Annotated in this window: 14 protein-coding genes; 13 read left to right on the forward strand and 1 reads right to left on the reverse strand. The window is 33.4% G+C overall.

The features are described 5' to 3' along the window. The first annotated feature begins 111 nt into the window (after positions 1-111). The 7 genes from topA to DUZ96_RS04040 all read left to right on the forward strand — a co-directional run bounded on the left by topA (position 112) and on the right by DUZ96_RS04040 (position 9750). Positions 112-2610 carry a type I DNA topoisomerase gene (gene topA / locus DUZ96_RS04010; RefSeq protein ID WP_114300670.1) on the forward strand — a complete coding sequence of 833 codons (2499 nt, stop codon included), beginning with the start codon at positions 112-114 and terminating at the stop codon, positions 2608-2610. 5 nt (positions 2611-2615) lie between these two features. Continuing rightward, positions 2616-3782: a formimidoylglutamase gene (locus tag DUZ96_RS04015; RefSeq protein ID WP_114300671.1), complete on the forward strand. Its 1167-nt coding sequence runs from the start codon at positions 2616-2618 to the stop codon at positions 3780-3782. Between the two features lie 160 nt (positions 3783-3942). Beyond that, complete coding sequence (gldK, locus tag DUZ96_RS04020; protein ID WP_114300672.1) at positions 3943-5301, forward strand: gliding motility lipoprotein GldK; 1359 nt, start codon at positions 3943-3945, stop codon at positions 5299-5301. Between the two features lie 80 nt (positions 5302-5381). After that, entirely contained in the window at positions 5382-6014 is a 633-nt protein-coding gene (gene gldL, locus DUZ96_RS04025; protein ID WP_114300673.1) for a gliding motility protein GldL, read from the forward strand. Positions 6015-6060: 46 nt separating this feature from the next. Beyond that, positions 6061-7632, forward strand: coding sequence for a gliding motility protein GldM (gene gldM / locus DUZ96_RS04030; protein ID WP_114300674.1), 1572 nt, complete (start codon positions 6061-6063; stop codon positions 7630-7632). A 69-nt stretch (positions 7633-7701) separates the two neighbouring features. Further along, positions 7702-8601: a gliding motility protein GldN gene (gldN, locus tag DUZ96_RS04035; protein WP_114300760.1), complete on the forward strand. Its 900-nt coding sequence runs from the start codon at positions 7702-7704 to the stop codon at positions 8599-8601. Between the two features lie 102 nt (positions 8602-8703). Next, entirely contained in the window at positions 8704-9750 is a 1047-nt protein-coding gene (locus DUZ96_RS04040; RefSeq protein ID WP_114300675.1) for an FAD-binding oxidoreductase, read from the forward strand. Here the strand turns inward: DUZ96_RS04040 and DUZ96_RS04045 are convergent. Then, on the reverse strand, positions 9740-10123 hold the full coding sequence (locus DUZ96_RS04045) for a DUF983 domain-containing protein (RefSeq protein WP_114300676.1): 384 nt from the start codon (positions 10121-10123) through the stop codon (positions 9740-9742). The two genes, DUZ96_RS04040 and DUZ96_RS04045, sit on opposite strands and share 11 nt — an antisense overlap. A 112-nt stretch (positions 10124-10235) precedes the next feature. Between DUZ96_RS04045 and DUZ96_RS04050 the strand changes: the two genes are divergently transcribed. From DUZ96_RS04050 to DUZ96_RS04075, 6 genes are all read left to right on the forward strand, one after another. Further along, the gene (locus DUZ96_RS04050) at positions 10236-12146 is read left to right on the forward strand and encodes an ABC-F family ATP-binding cassette domain-containing protein (protein ID WP_114300677.1); all 1911 of its coding nucleotides are present in this window, start codon (positions 10236-10238) and stop codon (positions 12144-12146) included. A 62-nt stretch (positions 12147-12208) separates the two neighbouring features. After that, positions 12209-13357 (forward strand): efflux RND transporter periplasmic adaptor subunit, encoded by a 1149-nt coding sequence (locus DUZ96_RS04055; protein WP_114300678.1) that lies wholly within the window; start codon positions 12209-12211, stop codon positions 13355-13357. Further along, the gene (locus tag DUZ96_RS04060; RefSeq protein ID WP_114300679.1) at positions 13357-16647 is read left to right on the forward strand and encodes an efflux RND transporter permease subunit; all 3291 of its coding nucleotides are present in this window, start codon (positions 13357-13359) and stop codon (positions 16645-16647) included. Before DUZ96_RS04055 ends, DUZ96_RS04060 begins: the two co-directional genes overlap by 1 nt. Next, positions 16644-17960: a TolC family protein gene (locus tag DUZ96_RS04065; protein WP_114300680.1), complete on the forward strand. Its 1317-nt coding sequence runs from the start codon at positions 16644-16646 to the stop codon at positions 17958-17960. Before DUZ96_RS04060 ends, DUZ96_RS04065 begins: the two co-directional genes overlap by 4 nt. Positions 17961-17971: 11 nt before the next feature. Then, a complete protein-coding gene (locus tag DUZ96_RS04070) occupies positions 17972-18154 on the forward strand; it encodes a CPXCG motif-containing cysteine-rich protein (RefSeq protein ID WP_114300681.1) in 183 nt (60 codons plus the stop codon). Between the two features lie 130 nt (positions 18155-18284). After that, positions 18285-19127, forward strand: coding sequence for a Two component regulator three Y domain protein (locus DUZ96_RS04075; RefSeq protein ID WP_258774312.1), 843 nt, complete (start codon positions 18285-18287; stop codon positions 19125-19127). Positions 19128-19188 lie beyond the last annotated feature (61 nt).

A 19188-nucleotide genomic window follows, 5' to 3' on the forward strand; every position in this document is an offset into this window, starting at 1 on the left:
TTAATTGTTTGTAATTCGTTCAAAATATGCTCTTTTGAGGGGTTCAAAAAATCACAAATTAGGATTGTAAATTTATTTTCATATACATTTGTAACCTCAAAAAAACGAAGAATGCCAAAGAATTTAGTAATAGTTGAGTCGCCAGCAAAGGCTAAAACCATAGAAAAATTTCTCGGAAAGGATTATAAGGTCGAGTCTAGTTTCGGACATATTGCAGATCTTCCTTCTAAGGAACTTGGTGTTGATGTAGAAGGTGATTTTAAACCTAAATATCAAGTCTCAAAGGATAAAAAAGATGTTGTTAAAAAATTAAAAGATTTAGCAAAAAAAGCTGAACTAGTGTGGTTGGCTAGTGATGAAGATAGAGAAGGAGAGGCGATTGCATGGCATTTAGCAGAAACATTAGCACTAGATAATGAGAAAACTAGGCGTATTGTATTTTCAGAGATTACAAAAAAGGCAATAAATAAAGCAATTGAAAATCCACGTAGTATTGATTACAATCTTGTTGATGCGCAGCAAGCGCGACGTGTATTGGATAGAATTGTAGGATATGAATTATCACCTGTTTTATGGCGTAAGGTTAAAGGGGGATTATCCGCAGGAAGAGTGCAATCTGTTGCAGTTAGATTAATTGTTGAGCGTGAGCGTGATATTCAGCAATTTAATCCTCAGGCATCGTATCGTGTAGATGCTGAATTTATAACAGCAGATGGTTCTAGTTTTAGAGCAAAATTACCTAAAAACTTTACTTCTAAAACTGAAGCAGAAGACTTTTTGAATAAGAATTTGGGGGCATCTTACAGGGTTTCTGATCTTGAAAAGAAACCAGTTAAAAAATCACCTGCTCCTCCATTCACAACTTCAACGCTACAACAAGAAGCTGCTAGAAAACTTGGTTTTTCGGTGAGCAGGACTATGAGTAATGCGCAACGGTTATATGAAGCTGGTTTAATTACCTATATGAGAACAGATAGTGTTAATTTATCAAATGAGGCTAAACAAGGGGCTGAAGAAGCCATTGTAACTTCTTTTGGGACACAATATAGTAAGCCAAGAAATTACAAAGGGAAATCTAAAGGTGCGCAAGAGGCTCATGAAGCCATTAGACCAACAAATTTTGCTAATCATAATGTAAATGCAGAACGTGATCAATCGCGTCTTTATGATTTAATTTGGAAACGTGCTATTGCATCGCAAATGAGTGAGGCAAGATTAGAGCGTACCAATGTTAAAATAAAAGTAGATTCATCACAAACTGTGAATGAACAGTTTGTTGCTAATGGAGAGATGATAACATTTGATGGTTTCCTCAAAGTTTACTTGGAAGGTAGTGATGATGAGAATGTGGAACAATCTGGTTTACTGCCAGAATTGAAAGTTGCTGATAGCTTAGCCAATAAGTTTATTACAGCCACTCAAAGATTTACAAGACCTCCTGCAAGATATACGGAGGCATCATTAGTAAAAAAATTAGAAGAATTAGGTATTGGGCGTCCCTCGACTTATGCACCAACAATTTCTACAATTCAGAATAGAAATTATGTAGAAAAGGGCAGTGTAGATGGCGCTGAACGCTCTTACACTCAACTCATTTTAGAGACAAATAGTATTAAAGAAAAGAACTTGTCAGAACGCGTAGGTTCTGATAAAGGTAAGTTAGTGCCAACTGATATTGGTACAATAGTAACTGATTTTCTTGTAAATCATTTTGAGTCTATTCTTGACTATAATTTTACTGCTAAGGTAGAAGAGAGTTTTGATGATATAGCAGAAGGTAAAGAGAACTGGAGAGAAATGATGAAGGATTTCTACAAAGGGTTTCACCCACAAGTAGAAGATGTTAGTGAGAATGCAGAGCGCGAATCAGGAGAAAGAATTTTGGGTGAAGATCCAAAAACTGGTCGTCAAGTAAGTGTAAGGCTAGGGAGGTTTGGGCCGATGGTTCAAATAGGAACGTCAGAAGATGAGGAAAAGCCTCAATTTGCGAGTTTAGGGCCAGACCAACAATTAAGTTCAATCACCTTTGAAGAGGCAATGAGCCTTTTTCAACTTCCAAAAGCTCTGGGACATTATAAGGATGAAGAAGTAGAAGTGAACAATGGACGATTTGGGCCTTATGTGCGTTTTGGTAAAAAGTTTGTGTCTTTGCCAAAAGGAGTAGATCCATTAAGTGTAGAATTAGACGAAGCAATTACTTATATAAAAGAAAAGGAAAAAGCTGACGCACCTATACATATGTATCAAGGATTGGATGTTACAAAAGGTAAGGGGAGATTTGGGCCATTTATTAAATGGAATAACATGTTTATAAATGTTAATAAAAAATATGATTGGGATAATCTATCTGAAGAAGACATCGTAACTTTGATCGAGGATAAAATCCAAAAGGAAAAAGACAAGCTTATTCATGTATGGGAGACTGAAGGTATCCGAGTTGAAAAAGCTAGATGGGGAAGGCATAACGTAATAAAAGGTAAGCAAAAAGTTGAGCTAGCAAAAACGGTTGATGTGAGTAAAATGACTCTCGAGGAAGCCAAAGCACTACTTGAAAAGAATGCTCCTAAAAAGAAAAGAACCACGAAAAAAACAACAGCTAAAAAGAAATAGTTTAAATGAATTTTAATTTTCTAACGCCTGTTTCAGATGCGGTACTAGCTCAAAAAGAACTATTAGCGCAACAAGCGCTAGGAAAAAAAATCAAAGTCCACTCAAGACAAAATGGTATCCCAGATTTAGATGATGTGCAATTAGCCATCATTGGTGTAAAGGAAACAAGAAATGATGTCAATTACATTGGTACTAAACTCCATTTTGATTCCATACGTGTATCTTTATACTCACTATTTCCCGGAAATTGGTTTAATACAATTGCAGATTTAGGAGATATTGATCCAGGTGAATCCGTTGATGATACATACTTCGCTATCAGAACCGCTATTGCAGTATTGTTAGAAAAAAATATTATACCTATAATATTAGGTGGTAGTCAAGATTTAACCTTTTCAAATTACCGAGCTTATGATAATGTTATGCCAATGGTAAATATTGTCAATATAGACACTAATTTTGATTTAGGTGATGCCAACCTTCCAATTAAAAATAATAGTTATGTAGGTAAGGTTATAGTTGAAGAACCTTATAATCTCTTCAATTACTCTACAATTGGTTATCAAACCTATTTTAATTCTCAAGAAGAGATTGATCTTATGGAAAAGCTTTATTTCGAATCTTATAGACTAGGAGAAGTTTCAGCAGATATAAATATGGTAGAACCACTTCTGCGTGATGCTCATATTGTATCTATTGATTTAAAGTCGGTACGAGCATCAGAAGTAAGTGATAACCAAAAGTACTCACCAAATGGTTTTTCTGGAAAGGAGATGTGTGCCATTAGCAGATATGCTGGTATTAGTAATAAGGTTTCGTCATTTGGTATTTATGAATACCATAACTCAAGAAACGATAATGCCAGTTCTATGTTAATTGCGCAGATGATATGGTATTTTATTGAAGGGGTTAATTGTAGAATTAAGGATGATAATTTTACAAATGAAAAGCACTATCAAAAGTTTAATGTGTTAGTTGATGATGACGAATTGATCTTTTATAAAAGTCTAAAAACTAATCGTTGGTGGATTGAAATTCCATTTTTACCAGATGTTAATAATAAATTAAAAAAGCATACGTTATTACCATGCATGCATGCCGATTATCTGCACGCTTTGAAGGGTGAAATACCAGAAAGGTGGTATAAAGCCTACAGGAAGAATAGCTTCTAAAATGTGCAATTCATCGGAGTTTTAATTGAATTTCATCGATGAAATACACTTTTTTAAGGTTGAAATGCAAAAAAAAATGGAAAAAAGTTGTTTTTTCGAAAATATATAAATATGTTTACGACCTTAAAATTAATGACCACTAATTTAACCTAGAGTTACTATGAATATTAAAAAGTTTATTTTACTTACCACTGTATTAGTTTTGGTAGCCAATTGTAATTCTGGCGATCGCGGACAATTAGTAAGTGTTAAAGGTAAAAAATACCATTCGGAAGAACCTTACGGAATGACTTTAGTTCCGGGAGGTGCCTTCATTATGGGTAAATCTGATGATGATATAGCCGGTGTGCAAGATGCTCCTACCAAAACTGCAACTGTACGCGCATTTTATATGGATGAGACTGAAATTACAAATAGCGAGTACCGCTCTTTTGTATATTGGGTGAGAGATTCTATCTTAAGATTAAATCTTGCTGAGATGGCTGATTTAGAAGGGAGAACTCCTGGTGATGGAGATATTGGAGACTTTGCCTACTTAGATTCTAATCCAGATGATCTTAATGCTTATGAAAGTTACATGCTAAATACATATGGAGACGGAGATTTTCAACGCAAAATCAATAGGGATATTGATTTAATTTTTGATACTGATGAATATCCTGATGAGCTTTATGCTGAGGTAATGGACAATATGTATTTACCTCTAGAAGAATCTTATAATGGTCAACGTACTTGGGATGTAAAGCAATTTAAGTTTCAATATACTTACATGGATATAGAAAGAGCTGCTAAAGACAGAAATCTTAAACGCTCTGATGTTATAATAAAAGAAGAAATTGAAGTTTATCCAGACACGACTGCTTGGATTAGAGATTTTGCATATAGTTATAATGAACCTATGCACAATGATTATTTCTGGCACTCAGCTTACGATGATTACCCAGTAGTTGGTGTATCTTGGAAACAAGCACAAGCGTTTTGTCAATGGAGAACTTTAAAACATAATGGTTACCAAAAAAGTAAAGGAAAACAACCAGTTAATGCATATAGATTACCTAGTGAAGCAGAATGGGAGTATGCAGCTAGAGGTGGACTACAAGGAGGAACTTATCCTTGGGGTGGACCTTATGCCAAGAATGATAGAGGGTGCTTTATGGCTAATTTTAAGCCTTTGAGAGGTGATTATGCTGCAGACCAAGCACTTTATACTGTTGAAGCGGATGCTTATGATCCAAACGACTTCAACTTGTATAATATGGCTGGTAACGTATCTGAATGGGTGAATGGATCTTACGATCCTGCTTCTTATGAATATTCGTCAACTATTAATCCAAACGTCAATGACCCAAACAATGAAAGGAAAGTTGTGCGAGGTGGATCTTGGAAGGATGTTGCTTATTTCTTACAGGTAAGCTCCAGAGATTACGAATATGCAGATTCTGCCAGAAGCTATATAGGTTTCAGAACTGTACAGGATTACATGGGTACTGAGGTAACTAAGAATGCGGCCACAAATTAATACTTAAACTTAACATTGAATAAAAAATTAAATTAACCTACTTAAGTTACATCCATTAACTTAACAAAAACAAAAAAATTATGGCACAAAAAGGTAAATTAACACTGACTAACATGATCTACGGATTAGGTGCGGCAATCGTAATCCTAGGAGCACTTTTTAAGATTCAACACTGGCCTTTTGGTTCTGAAATCTTAACATTAGGTATGATAGTAGAGGCATTGGTATTTGCATACTCTGCTTTCGAAAGACAACAAGCTGATCTTGATTGGTCATTAGTATATCCTGAGTTAGCAGGAGGAGCTACTACAGGTAAAAAGAAAAAAGAAGAGCCAAAAGATGCTGAAGGATTATTATCTAAGAAATTAGACAACCTATTAAAAGAAGCTAGAATTGATAGTGATTTAATGTCTAGTCTTGGAGAAAGCATTAAGAATTTTGAAGGTGCAGCAAAAAATATTTCGCCAACTGTAGATTCTTTAACTGCCCAAAAGAAATATAGCGAAGAGCTTTCTTTGGCAGCTGCACAAATGGAATCTTTAAATAGTCTTTATAAAGTTCAAATGGAGAGTGCCAACCGCCAGGCAGCAATTAATGAGGAAGCAGTGGAAAATGCTACTAAATTAAAAGAGCAAATGCAATCATTAGCATCAAACCTTTCATCATTAAATGGTGTATATGGTGGTATGTTATCTGCTATGAACAAAAACTAATTAGTTTTTATAACGATTAATAATTAACCATTAAAAACTAATTACAATGGCAGGAGGAAAACTATCTGCAAGGCAGAAAATGATTAACTTGATGTACTTGGTATTCATCGCTATGATGGCAATGAATATGTCAAAAGAGGTACTTTCAGCATTTGGCGCGATGGACGCTAAATTTGAATCGACAAACGAATTCACTACAGCTTCAAATGAAAACTTATTAAAAGGGTTGGCATTAAAAGCTGAGGAGAAACCAGCTGAATTTAGAGTTGTTGCTAATAAGGCAGCTCAGATTAAATCTATTTCTGATAAATTCAACTCTTTCCTTGAATCTCTTAAAAAGGATTTAATTGAAGGTGGAGGATATGAAATAGAAAATGGAAATCTGCCAGCTGAAAAAATGGATAATGGTGATTACCTTGATGAAAAATGGTTTACGGGTGACAGATTAACCAAAGTTGGCCAAGAAGTAATGAGAACCTTTGAAAAATACAAATCGGATATTAAAGAAGTTTTAGGCGATGATGTAAATTATACAATTGCGGTTGAAAACTTAGATAATCGTTTTGACTATAGTGATATTAAACCAGAAGAAGGAGCTAAATTAAGTTATTTAGATTATAACTTTAAAGGGTTCCCTGCGATTGCTTCGCATGCTAAATTAACGTCAATTCAAAATGATGTTAAGACAACAGAAGCAAACTTATACAATGTGTTTTTAGGAAACTCCTTAGAGGAAGCGGTAACATTAAAGAATTACCAGGCTATCGTAATTCCAGATAAGAATGCATTTTTTGCTGGTGAGAAATTTCAAGGTAAAGTTGTTCTAGGTAAATATGCGAGTGTTACACCTGTTAAATTGAAGGTTAATGGTAACGAAATGACTTTAACAGAAGAAGGAGCAATTGATTCACTTGGTAATGCTAGACTTAATTTTACTACAGGTAGTGTTGGTGAAAATCAAGTTAAAGGAACATTCACCTTTATGGAAAAAGGTGAAGAATTACCAATTGAATTTACAGGTAACTATGTCGTAGTACCAAGACCAAACTCTGCTACTATATCGGCGGATAAAATGAATGTAGTGTATAGAGGAGTTGTAAATCCAATGACAATTTCTTTTGCTGGTGTATCAGATAATAAAGTAAATGCAAATGCAGTTGGTTTAAAAAAATTATCTAACGGTAAATATGAAATGAGACCTCAATCAGGCAGAGAAGTAACTATTAATGTTACAGCTACTTTAGATGACGGTTCAAAAGTTGGAGATAAGAAAACATTTAGAATTAAAGATTTACCAAAACCATTAGGTAAGTTTAATGGACAAGTTGGTAATGCAAAATTACCTAGAAATAATGTTGAGATAGGTAAGTTATCAGCTGACTTTGGCGATGATTTTGATTTCACGCTACCGATCAACATCGTTTCTTTTACAATGAAGGTTCCTGGAAAACCTTCTGTAAATGTCAACGGTAATCGTTTAAATACAGCTGCTAAAAACGCATTACGATCTGCTAGACGGGGAGATATTGTTCAATTTATCAATATCAAAGCTAAAGCACCTAATAACCCAATTAGAATTAAAACAGTTACTCCGGTAGTTGTAGAATTATCTAATTAATAGGAAATAATAAATTTGATAGAGCGATATAGACATGTTCTAAGGCCTCAAATTAATAAAATGAAGACAATGAAAATAAAGCAATTATTAATAACGTTTGTTGGGCTTTTAGCCATCAACACTATGTTTGCTCAAGCGAATATTCTAAACGCTAAGATACCTGAAGAAATAGGCATGAAAACAGAAGCTGAGTTTCTTTTGGATAATGATAAACCTTTAGAATACGGTTATGTTGGTGATAGAGATATTTTATTTTCTAAGATCATTTGGGAGAACGTAGTCCTAGATGAACGTGCAAACTTTCCATTATACTTTCCGATAGATACTAACAATATTGGTAAGGATAGAAGGTCTCTTTACCATGTGTTAATGGACAACATTAATAGTGGTATGATTTCTAAAGTGTATAGTGATTCGTATTTTACTAATGAACTTACTCAGAAAGATTTAATGGCATCTATGACCAAAACGGATACTTTAGACGTAGGATATGATCAGTTCAATGCTGATGGATATATTGATCCTGAATATATTACAACACGTAATATTGAAGCGTTTGATATTAAGTCTTATCTAATTAAAGGAATGTGGTATTTTGATAAGCGTCAAGGTGAGATGAAGTATCGTATCTTGGCACTTGCACCAGCGGCACCAGATGTTAACTTTATTGATTCTGAGGATGAAGCAAACAAAGAACCAATAGGACTATTCTGGGTGTTTGTTCCTGAAATTAGAGATATATTGCACGAATCAAAAGCATTCAATAATAAGAATAGTGCGGTACCAATTTCTTTTGATCATCTCCTAAATAGTCATCGATTCCATGGATTAATTTACAAGGAAGAGAATGTCTATGGCGATAGAGAAGTTAAGGAGTACATCGCTGAGAATGCTCTTATGCAACTCTTAGAATCTGAACGAATAAAAGATAAAATCAGAAACTTTGAACAAGATATGTGGAGTTATTAAACGCATCACAAAAAAATCAAAGCTCACCATTGGTGAGCTTTTTTTATGCAATAATTAAGCGTTTATCGTTAGCTTGTCTCTAGATATATTAATTTTACATTGATGAAAGAAGTTGATTATATTGTGGTAGGTTGTGGTCTTGCGAGTATTTCGTTTTGTGAAAAGTTGTATAAAAACGGCCATTCTTTCGTCGTGTTTGATGATTGCTCACAACAATCGTCATTAGTGGCAGCTGGATTATATAACCCTGTTGTTTTGAAACGATTTACAGAAGTATGGAAAGCCAAAAAGCAACTCAGTATTGCTTTGCCAGTTTACGAGGGTATTGAAAAGAGGCTAGGTATAAAAATAGATTATCAACTACAAATATTAAGACTATTTGCCTCAACTGAAGAACAAAATCTTTGGTTTTCTGCTACAGATAAGCCATCCTTAGAATCGTACTTATCTACAACAATAATCAAGAATTCAAATATAAATGTTGATGCGCCATTAGGATTTGGAGAGGTCCTCCAAGCAGGAAGACTAGATACAGAGACCTTGATAACTTACTATAAAAAGTTTTTAAAAGAAATGGATAGCCTAAGGAATGAGGTATTCGTCTATGAAAATCTAAGCATTAATGATCTAGAGGTTTCTTACAACAATGTAAAAGCAAAGAAAGTTGTTTTTGCTGAAGGATTTGGCATAAAGAATAATCCCTTTTTTAAAGATATTCCGTTAAATGGAACCAAAGGTGAGGTTTTAACAATTAAGGCCCCAGATTTAAAAATTGATTTTGCAATTAAGTCTTCGGTCTTTATAATACCTCTTGGTCAAGATAATTACGTAGTCGGCTCTTCCTATAATTGGACTGACAAATCAAATAACCCAACTGAAGAAGCAAAGGAAGAATTAACATCAAAATTAAAAGCATTCATTAAATGCGATTTTGAAGTCGTAGATCATGTAGCAGGTATTAGACCAACAGTTAAGGATAGAAGACCTTTGATTGGTGCACATAAAGACCATCAAAACATATATGTCCTGAATGGTTTAGGTACACGAGGTGTCATGATTGCACCTTATGTAGCAAATGAACTGTACGATTTTATAGAGAATAATGCCGAGTTAGATAAAGAAATAGATTTTAGACGTTTTACTTCTTAACTAAATTCTTATCATACTTCATAAAAAGGTTAATCCAAATATTACGTGAAAGCCTCATAATTACTGGTATCAGAGCAATGAGAGTAATAATTATTGCCATGAAAGCAGTGTCTAGGGAAGAATCAAAAATATTATAGCTTACTACAAATGCCGTTACCGCAAATGCAATTCCAATTGCGTAGCTTACATACATAGAGCCATAAAAAAATGAGGGTTCCATTCTGTATCTTGTATGGCAGTGTGAACATTCGTCGTTTATTTTTAAGGTTTCTGATAGTGCATATGGATTAGGGTTCACATACATGGATTCTTCATGGCATTTTGGACATGCACCGAAAAGAATACTATAAAGTCTCATTCCTTTTCTAATCATAACTAAAAACCTTTAATTTTGCGTTCTTTAAGATAGAGCAAAGATAAATTTTTATTGCTCTATTGTTGTAACAATTGTGACATTTAAGCTAATTGTAATTTATAGAAAATTTATGCTAAATATCCATAATTTATCCATTTCATTTCAAGGAGAATACCTCTTTAAAGACATAACCTTTAAACTTGGTATTGGAGATAGAATTGGACTAATTGGTAAGAATGGGGCAGGTAAATCTACAATGCTTAAAATCTTATCAAAGGAACAAGATTACGATTCTGGACAAATTGCTGCAGACAAAGACTTAAAAATTGGTTTCCTCAAACAGGATATTGATTTTGAATTCGGTAAAACAGTATTGGAGGAATCTTACGAAGCTTTCAAGAATATTAAAAATTGCGAATTTGAGCTAGAGAAAATTAATACTGAATTAGCCGAGAGAACCGACTTTGAGAGCGAGTTCTACCATCAGTTGATGATAAGCCTTAATGAGATTCAGCACAAATACGAAATATTAGGTGGGTACAATTATCAAGGTGAAACTGAAAAGATTCTTCAAGGATTAGGATTTAAAAGAGAAGACTTTAATAAATTAACAGATACGTTCTCGGGAGGCTGGCGTATGAGAATAGAGTTAGCCAAATTACTTCTTCAAAATAATGATTTATTATTACTAGATGAGCCAACCAACCACTTAGACATTGAATCGATTATTTGGTTGGAGTCATTTTTAAAAAACTACAGTGGTGCAGTTGTTATCGTTTCTCATGATAAAATGTTTCTGGATAATGTTACTAACAGAACCATTGAAATAACCTTAGGACGTATATACGATTATAAAAAACCGTATACTAAATTTTTAGCGCTAAGAAATGAAATGAAGGTGCAACAACTTGCTGCCCAAAAGAATCAGGAAAAACAAATTCAACAAACTGAAAAACTCATAGAAAAATTCAGGGCCAAGGCTTCTAAGGCTTCGATGGCTCAATCACTGATAAAAAAATTAGACCGAATTGACAGAATTGAAGTAGATGAAGATGATAACAGTGTAATGACATTAAAGTTTCCTATATCTATAATTCCAGGTAAAGTTGTAATTGAGCTAGAGAATGTTTCAAAGAATTACGGAGATTTGCAGGTGCTCAACAATGTAAATTTAACTATTGCCCGTGATACAAAAACTGCATTTGTGGGTCAAAATGGGCAAGGCAAATCTACATTAGCCAAAATCATTGTTGGAGAAATTAAACATAAAGGCAATTTAACCTTGGGACACAATGTTCAAATAGGTTACTTTGCTCAGAATCAAGCTGAGTATTTAGATGGAAATAAAAGTGTTTTGGATACTATGATAGATGTTGCCAATGAATCTAATAGAAGTAAAGTTCGTGATATACTAGGTTCATTTTTATTTAGAGGTGAAGAAGTTGAAAAATATGTAAAAGTACTTTCTGGAGGAGAAAGGAATAGATTGGCCCTCGCAAAGTTATTATTACAGCCACTTAATGTTTTAATAATGGATGAGCCTACTAACCATTTAGATATTCAATCTAAAAATGTATTAAAGGAGGCATTGAAAAAATTTGAAGGGACATTGATATTGGTTTCACACGATAGGGATTTTCTTCAAGGTTTAACCGAAGTTGTGTATGAGTTTAAAGACCAAAAAATCAAAGAGTATCTTGGAGATATTGATTTTTATTTAGAACAAAGAAATATAGAGAACCTCAGAGAGGCTGAAAAAAGAACAGTAATTGCATCTAAACCCAAGGAGAGTAATAAGCAAAGCTATGAAGACCAAAAACGGTTAAAATCACTTAACAATAAGTTGAGTAAAGTAGAATCAAAAATTAATCAGCTAGAAAAAGATATTAAAAACGATGATGTTGCTCTAGAAACTAATTATGAGGTAACTGCTTCCGACCCAAACTTTTTTGATTTGTACCAGGCTAAGAAGGCTGAATTAGAAGATTTGATGATACAATGGGAGACGGTTCAAGAAGAAATTGAGAATTTTAACAATTAAGATTATTTTAACTGCTTAGCACTTTGTTATAGGTAAATTTGTAGACTGTAACAAACCATCACATGCGCAAAATTATACTATCCCTATTAGGGGTTTTACTTATTGTAGGAGCTTATTTCTTAGGTCAAATAATAATTGAAAAAAATAATCGAAAAAGACCAACTCCAGAAAAGGTTATTAAAACCGTCTTTATCGATACGGTTCAAAATTCAAATGTAAATATTGTTATTCCTGCAAATGGAAGTTTAGTTGCCAAACGCAGAGTTGAACTTTTTTCGGAAGTTCAAGGTGTTTTTAAAACAGGAAACAAACTCTTTAGGCCTGGTCAAGAATTCAGAAATGGAGAAACACTTATACGCATAGATGCTTCAGAGTATTATGCAAGTGTACAGTCAGCAAAAAGTAATCTGTATAATTCTATTGCGGCAATAATGCCAGATTTAAGATTAGATTTTCCTGAAGTTTATAGCAAGTGGCAGTCATATCTAAACGGTTTTGATCTCAATAAATCAATACCAAAACTCCCTGCAATGAATTCGGAGAAGGAGAATTTTTTTATTACTGGCAGAGGAATAGTTTCAAATTATTATAGTGTTAAAAATCTGGAGCAACGACTGGCAAAGTATAATATTAAAGCACCATTCTCGGGAATATTAACTGAGGCGCTAGTTACAGAAGGCTCTTTAATTAGAAATGGACAAAAATTGGGAGAATTTATATTTCCCGGTGTTTATGAGATGGAAGTAGCGTTAAGTAAAGCCTATGCAAGTCTTTTAAATGTAGGAGAAAAAGTAGAATTGAATAATATTGATAAAACGGAAACATATTCTGGTATGGTTACACGTGTTAATGGTAGTATCGATGCAACAACACAAACCATAACAGCTTTTGTTGAGGTTAAGAACGAATCATTAAAAGAAGGTATGTATCTCGAAGCTAACCTAAATGCCAAGCAAGAGCCAAATGCCTATGAAATCAATAGAAATTTAATGTTGGATGGTGAGCAAATATTTATTGTTAGGGATAGTATTTTAGATATTATAGATGTACAACCTGTTTACTTTTCTGATACAAAGGTGGTTTTGAAAAATATACCAAATGGTACGACCATTCTTGCAAAACCTACACCAGGTGCATATGCCGGGATGTTGGTTAAACCATTTACGTTTAACGTAAATGAAGAAACAAACCAAGAAAAACTTAATAAGTAATGAGAAAACTGATTGCTTATTTTATTAGGCATAGCGTTGCTGTTAATGTAGTAATGTGGTCCTTTCTAATTTTTGGATTTTTTGGTGCATTAAAGCTAAAATCATCTTTCTTTCCATTAGTAGATTCAAAAACTATTAGTATTAATGTTACTTATCCAGGTGCATCGCCTCAAGAGGTTGAAGAGGGTGTAATATTAAAGATTGAAGATAATCTAAAGGGACTAAATGGAGTTGACCGTGTAATATCAACTTCTAGAGAAAATAGTGGTAATATCAATGTCGAAATCCAAAAAGGGAAGGATATTGATTTTATGTTGTTAGAAGTTAAAAATGCCGTTGATAGAGTACCATCCTTTCCATTAGGAATGGAACCACTAATTGTATCGAAGCGAGAGGCATTAAGACCTACTATAACATTTGCAATAAGTGGTAAAAAGATACCATTATCTACATTAAAACAAATTGGAAGGCAGGTTGAGAATGATCTTAGAGGTATTGAAGGGATTTCACAAATTCAAATTTCAGGTTATCCAGATGAGGAAATAGAAATTGCTGTTAATGAAACCAATTTGTTAGCTTACGATTTAACATTTGCTGAGGTTGCGCAAGCTGTAAATCAAGCGAGTTTAATTACCACAGGTGGAACTATTAAAACAAACGATGAAGAGTATCTAATAAGAGCCAATAATAGATCCTATTATGCTGATGAATTATCTAATCTCGTAGTAAAATCAGATGCTTTAGGTAGAAAAATTAAGCTTAAGGATGTCGCCACTGTTAAGGATCAATTTTCCGAAACACCAAATGCCAATTATTTTAACGACAACTTATCTATCAATATAACGATTACTAGTACCAATACTGAAGATTTAATTACATCAGCCGAAAAGACTAAGGCTTATATCAAGGACTTTAATCAGAAATATGATAATGTACAATTAGATGTAGTTAGGGACTTATCTACTACGCTGGTACAACGCACAGAGCTGCTTACCGAGAATGCAATAATAGGGATGATTCTGGTATTAACTTTTTTATCCTTATTTCTAAATACAAGATTGGCATTCTGGGTTGCAGTTGGTCTACCAGTTGCATTTGCTGGGATGTTTATGTTGGTAGGGTATTTTAATGTAACCATTAATGTACTTTCATTATTCGGAATGATCATTGTAATTGGTATTCTGGTAGATGATGGTATTGTTATAGCAGAGAATATTTATCAGCATTATGAAAGAGGAAAATCTCCAGAGCAAGCCGCTATTGACGGTGTAATGGAGGTATTACCAGCTATTGTATCTGCCATTTTAACCACAATCCTTGCATTTGGAATCTTTTTATTTTTAGATGGACAAATTGGTGAATTTTTTGGTGAGGTTTCAGTAGTTGTAATTTTAACCTTAGTGGTTTCGTTAGTTGAGGCACTTATAATACTGCCTGCACACCTTGCACATTCCAAAGCACTGAGAACTCAAACCAAAAAGCAGAAAACAGGTTTGGCTGGGATATTTCAAAATGTTTTTTCAAAATTGAGAGACATCAATACCCTTGGTGATAAAATAATGAAATGGTTGAGAGATAAGATGTACAGTCCATTCTTAAAATTTGCATTAAATAATAGATTTTTAACCTTTTCCTTTTTTATAGTTATTTATATTTTGACTAACGCAAGTTTTCAAGCTGGTATTATAAGAAGTGCATTTTTTCCTAGGATTGCTAGTGATAGAGTCGAGATATCCCTAAACATGCCAAATGGTACTAATGAAAAAGTTACAGATAGCATTATTTCTTTTATAGAGTCTAATGCCAAGATAGTAACTAAGGAAATCAATGATGAGTATATTGGGGAAAATACCGATAAATACTTGGTTGAAAACATGATTAAGAATATAGGGCCAGGTTCTTCAACAGCGTCTCTTGTTATTAATCTGTTACCTGGTGAGGAACGACCAAATAATATTACCTCAGACCTGGTATCTAATCGCATTAAAGAACGAGTTGGGCCAATATTTGGTGCAGAAAGCATAGTATACGGTAGTGGTAGTAATTTTGGAGGATTACCAGTATCAGTATCACTTTTAGGATACAATATAGCTGAGCTTAAAGCTGTAAAGACAGAGCTTAAGCAAAATTTAGAAAATAACATTCTCCTTAAAGATGTAACTGATAATGATCCTGATGGTATAAAAGAAATACGTCTAAGACTCAATGAAAATGCTTTTGCATTAGGATTAGATTTACGTTCCGTAATGTCTGAGGTACGTTCTGCATTTTTTGGTAATCAAGTACAGAGATTTCAAAGGGGACAAGATGAAATCCGAGTTTGGGTTAGGTACGAAAGAGAAAATCGCTCATCTATCAATAATTTAGATAATATGAGGATCACCACACCTAGTGGTCAAAAAGTCCCTCTTAAGGAAATTGCAACCTATGTTATTGAACGTGGAGATGTGGCAGTAAACCACTTAGAGGGTAGAAGAGAAATCCAGATTTCTGCAGATATAAAAGATACTAAAAAAACAAGTTCGACCGATATTATGGCAGAGATAAGGGATGAGATAATGCCAGAAATATTATCTAAATATCCTACGGTAACACCATCATATGAGGGACAGAATAGAGAACGTTTGAAATTAATGAATTCTTTAGGGCCAGTTGGCTGGACGGTTTTGGCACTAATTTACATCGTTATTGCATTTACTTTTAGAAGTTATAGTCAGCCTTTAATATTACTTACATTAATACCATTTAGTTTGCCTGCAGTAGCTTGGGGGCATTGGATACATGATTTCCCATTGAATATTTTATCAATGTTGGGTATTATCGCCCTAATCGGTATTATGGTTAATGATGGATTGGTATTGATAAGTAAATTTAATAGCAATCTAAAAAGGGGGTTATCTTTTGATGATGCCTTATATGAAGCCGGAAGATCTCGTTTTAGAGCTATTTTTTTAACCTCATTAACTACCATCGCAGGATTAGCCCCACTGATTTTTGAACAGAGCAGACAAGCTCAATTCTTGATTCCTATGGCGATTTCAATTGCTTATGGTATTGGATTTGCAACAGTTTTAACTCTTGTGTTGCTACCCATTTTCTTATCGTTCAATAATTTTGTTAAAATGAATATGAAGTGGCTTTGGACAGGTGATGCTATTTCTAAAGAAGAAGTGGAACGTGCTATAAAAGAACAAAAGGAAGGATATAGGCTTCAAGAGGATGCGCTTTTAGGGACATCAAAAGGTACTAATAATATAGAGCAGGAACAATTGAATAATGCCGACAAATGAAAAAGAGAATTTACATAGTATGTATTACAGTTTTAATAGGATGTAATCTTTATACACAAAATATTTTGTCTAAGGAAGAAGCGATTCAACTTACTCTAGAAAACAACTATGGCGTTAAGATTGCGTATAATAATGTTGAGGTTGCTGAGAATAATAAAAGTGTTTTAAACTCTGGTTATTTGCCAACATTAACTGGTAATGCAGGTGCAACATTTAATAAGGACGATATTTCTGCAGAATTCAGTAATGGTGAATCTACTTCATTAAATGGAGCAGAAAGTTCAAGATATAATGCAGGTCTAAATCTTAATTATACATTATTTGATGGGTTAGGTCGTTACTACGATTTTAAGAGATTAAAGGAAGAATATAATTTAAGCGAATTACAAGCACGAGAAACAATTGAAAATACAATTTTACAGTTGTTAACCGTTTATTATGATGTAGCAAGGCGTGCTGAAAATTTAAAATCCCTTGAAGAAACTTTAGAGATATCTTACGACAGGCTAGTGCGATCAGAATACCAATTTCAATATGGGCAAAACACAAAGTTAGATGTTTTAAATGCTCAGGTAGATATTAATAATGATAGCATTAATGTAATTACTTCTAAACAAAATGTTATTAACTCCAAACGCGATTTAAATGTTGTAACAGGGAATTCTGTTAAAAGAGAGTTTGCTGTTGATACCTCTGTTACGTTTCTTATGCAACTTAATAAGGAAGAACTTTTAGAAAAGGTTTTAAATAATAATGTAACTATAATTCAGAATGAGAAGAATTTTGCAATAAATGACTTTACAGTTAAAGCTAATAAATCTGGTTATTTACCAATAGTTGGTTTAACAGGTTCTTATGGTTGGAATGAGAATAATAATAATGCGGCTTCTTTTGTAGCTGTTTCAACAAACACTGGGTTGTCAGCAGGAGTTAATTTTAGTTGGAATTTGTTTGATGGTGGTTCAACCATTACAAGAGTAAAAAACGCAAAGATTAATCTTGAAAATCTAAAATTACAGAAAGCGCAATTAAGACTAGACGTTGAAAGAAATTTCAATAATGCATGGGATGATTATCAAAACAGGCTAAAGATTTATCGTGTTCAAGAAGAAAATATTAGGACGGCAATAAATAATTTTAATCGTACTCAAGAGAAATTTAAATTAGGCCAGGTGACGTCTATAGAGTTTAGACAAGCCCAATTAAATTTACTTAACACTGAACTTAGTCGCAACCAGGCAAAATATGATGCGAAATTAGCTGAAATAGTGGTGCTGCAAATTAGCGGTGAATTATTAAATGTCAAATTTTAATTGTATGTGTGATGCATGAACATTTTTTTCAATGTCCCTATTGCTGGGAACAAATCTCCATGTTAATTGATTTCTCCCAAAATTTCCAGAATTATATAGAAGATTGCGAGATATGTTGCAATCCTATACAGATTAGTGTGTCTTGTGAAGGTCAGGAAATATTGAGTTTTCAAGCTGAAAATATAGAACAATAGTGATTTTATAAGGTGCTTATTATCAATAGGTTATAAAATAATAATGCATTTCATCGAAAAAAATAGTTATTTCAACGATTTATTATTAATTTTGGTTAAGAAATGTGTCCCTCCACAGAAATCTGCTAGTATGAAAACCTTAAAATTGACTTTGTTGTGTTGCTTGCTTTCTGCATTTACATTTGCACAGGTTCCACAAAATCAAAAAGAAGCCTTGTTGGCACTTTACAATTCTACCAATGGTAATGATTGGAAAACATCATGGGATTTAGAATCTCCAATTTCTGATTGGTATGGCGTAACTGTGCAAGATGACAAAGTTGTTGCTTTAAATTTAACGTTCAATAATGTAAAAGGAGAACTGCCAGAAGAAATGTCTTCTCTTACTTCTTTAAAAGTGTTAAATCTTTCTTTCAATAAAATAGAAGGTCAGTTACCTGAAAGTATTACAGAAATTAAATCATTAGAGAAGCTATTATTATTTTCTAACAATCTTAGTGGAGCATTACCTGCTAGCATAGGTAATCTTGAAAATTTAAAAGCATTAGAACTTTACAATAATAATTTCTTTGGTGAGATACCAGCTTCAATTGGAAATCTTACAAAGTTAGAGACTTTAATACTTAGTAGTAACAATCTTATGGGTAAGATACCTTCAACAGTATCTAACTTAAGATCATTAAAAGTATTAAGTGTTTTTGATAATAATTTATTAGGTACCATTCCTTCATCAATTGGTGAGTTAACTCAGTTAGAAGAGTTGGTACTATCAAATAATGCATTTTATGGTAATTTACCAGGAGAACTTGCACAATTGTCAAACTTAAAAACGTTATTGTTGAGTAATAACGGTTTTAAAGGTAACTATGTAATGTTGAAAGAACAATTGCCGAATATTGTAGATTTTGATTTAGACGAAGCGAATCTTAAGGGCGCATTAGCGACTTTAGATTTTGAGGAAGACGATAATTAATATAATAAGTTTTATTTATAATTGGTTTAAAGCGCTCAGATTTTCTGGGTGTTTTTTTGTT

This window comes from Winogradskyella sp. KYW1333, from assembly GCF_003335675.1.
Lineage (GTDB): Bacteria > Bacteroidota > Bacteroidia > Flavobacteriales > Flavobacteriaceae > Winogradskyella.

Coding starts and splice junctions, on each gene's coding strand:
- gldM (WP_114300674.1), top strand. CDS start 6,061: ATGGCAGGAGGAAAACTATCTGCAAGGCAGAAAATGATTAACTTGATG.
- gldK (WP_114300672.1), top strand. CDS start 3,943: ATGAATATTAAAAAGTTTATTTTACTTACCACTGTATTAGTTTTGGTA.
- DUZ96_RS04065 (WP_114300680.1), top strand. CDS start 16,644: ATGAAAAAGAGAATTTACATAGTATGTATTACAGTTTTAATAGGATGT.
- DUZ96_RS04075 (WP_258774312.1), top strand. CDS start 18,285: ATGAAAACCTTAAAATTGACTTTGTTGTGTTGCTTGCTTTCTGCATTT.
- DUZ96_RS04060 (WP_114300679.1), top strand. CDS start 13,357: ATGAGAAAACTGATTGCTTATTTTATTAGGCATAGCGTTGCTGTTAAT.
- DUZ96_RS04050 (WP_114300677.1), top strand. CDS start 10,236: ATGCTAAATATCCATAATTTATCCATTTCATTTCAAGGAGAATACCTC.
- gldN (WP_114300760.1), top strand. CDS start 7,702: ATGAAAATAAAGCAATTATTAATAACGTTTGTTGGGCTTTTAGCCATC.
- DUZ96_RS04055 (WP_114300678.1), top strand. CDS start 12,209: ATGCGCAAAATTATACTATCCCTATTAGGGGTTTTACTTATTGTAGGA.
- DUZ96_RS04040 (WP_114300675.1), top strand. CDS start 8,704: ATGAAAGAAGTTGATTATATTGTGGTAGGTTGTGGTCTTGCGAGTATT.
- DUZ96_RS04015 (WP_114300671.1), top strand. CDS start 2,616: ATGAATTTTAATTTTCTAACGCCTGTTTCAGATGCGGTACTAGCTCAA.
- DUZ96_RS04045 (WP_114300676.1), bottom strand. CDS start 10,123: ATGATTAGAAAAGGAATGAGACTTTATAGTATTCTTTTCGGTGCATGT.
- topA (WP_114300670.1), top strand. CDS start 112: ATGCCAAAGAATTTAGTAATAGTTGAGTCGCCAGCAAAGGCTAAAACC.
- DUZ96_RS04070 (WP_114300681.1), top strand. CDS start 17,972: ATGCATGAACATTTTTTTCAATGTCCCTATTGCTGGGAACAAATCTCC.
- gldL (WP_114300673.1), top strand. CDS start 5,382: ATGGCACAAAAAGGTAAATTAACACTGACTAACATGATCTACGGATTA.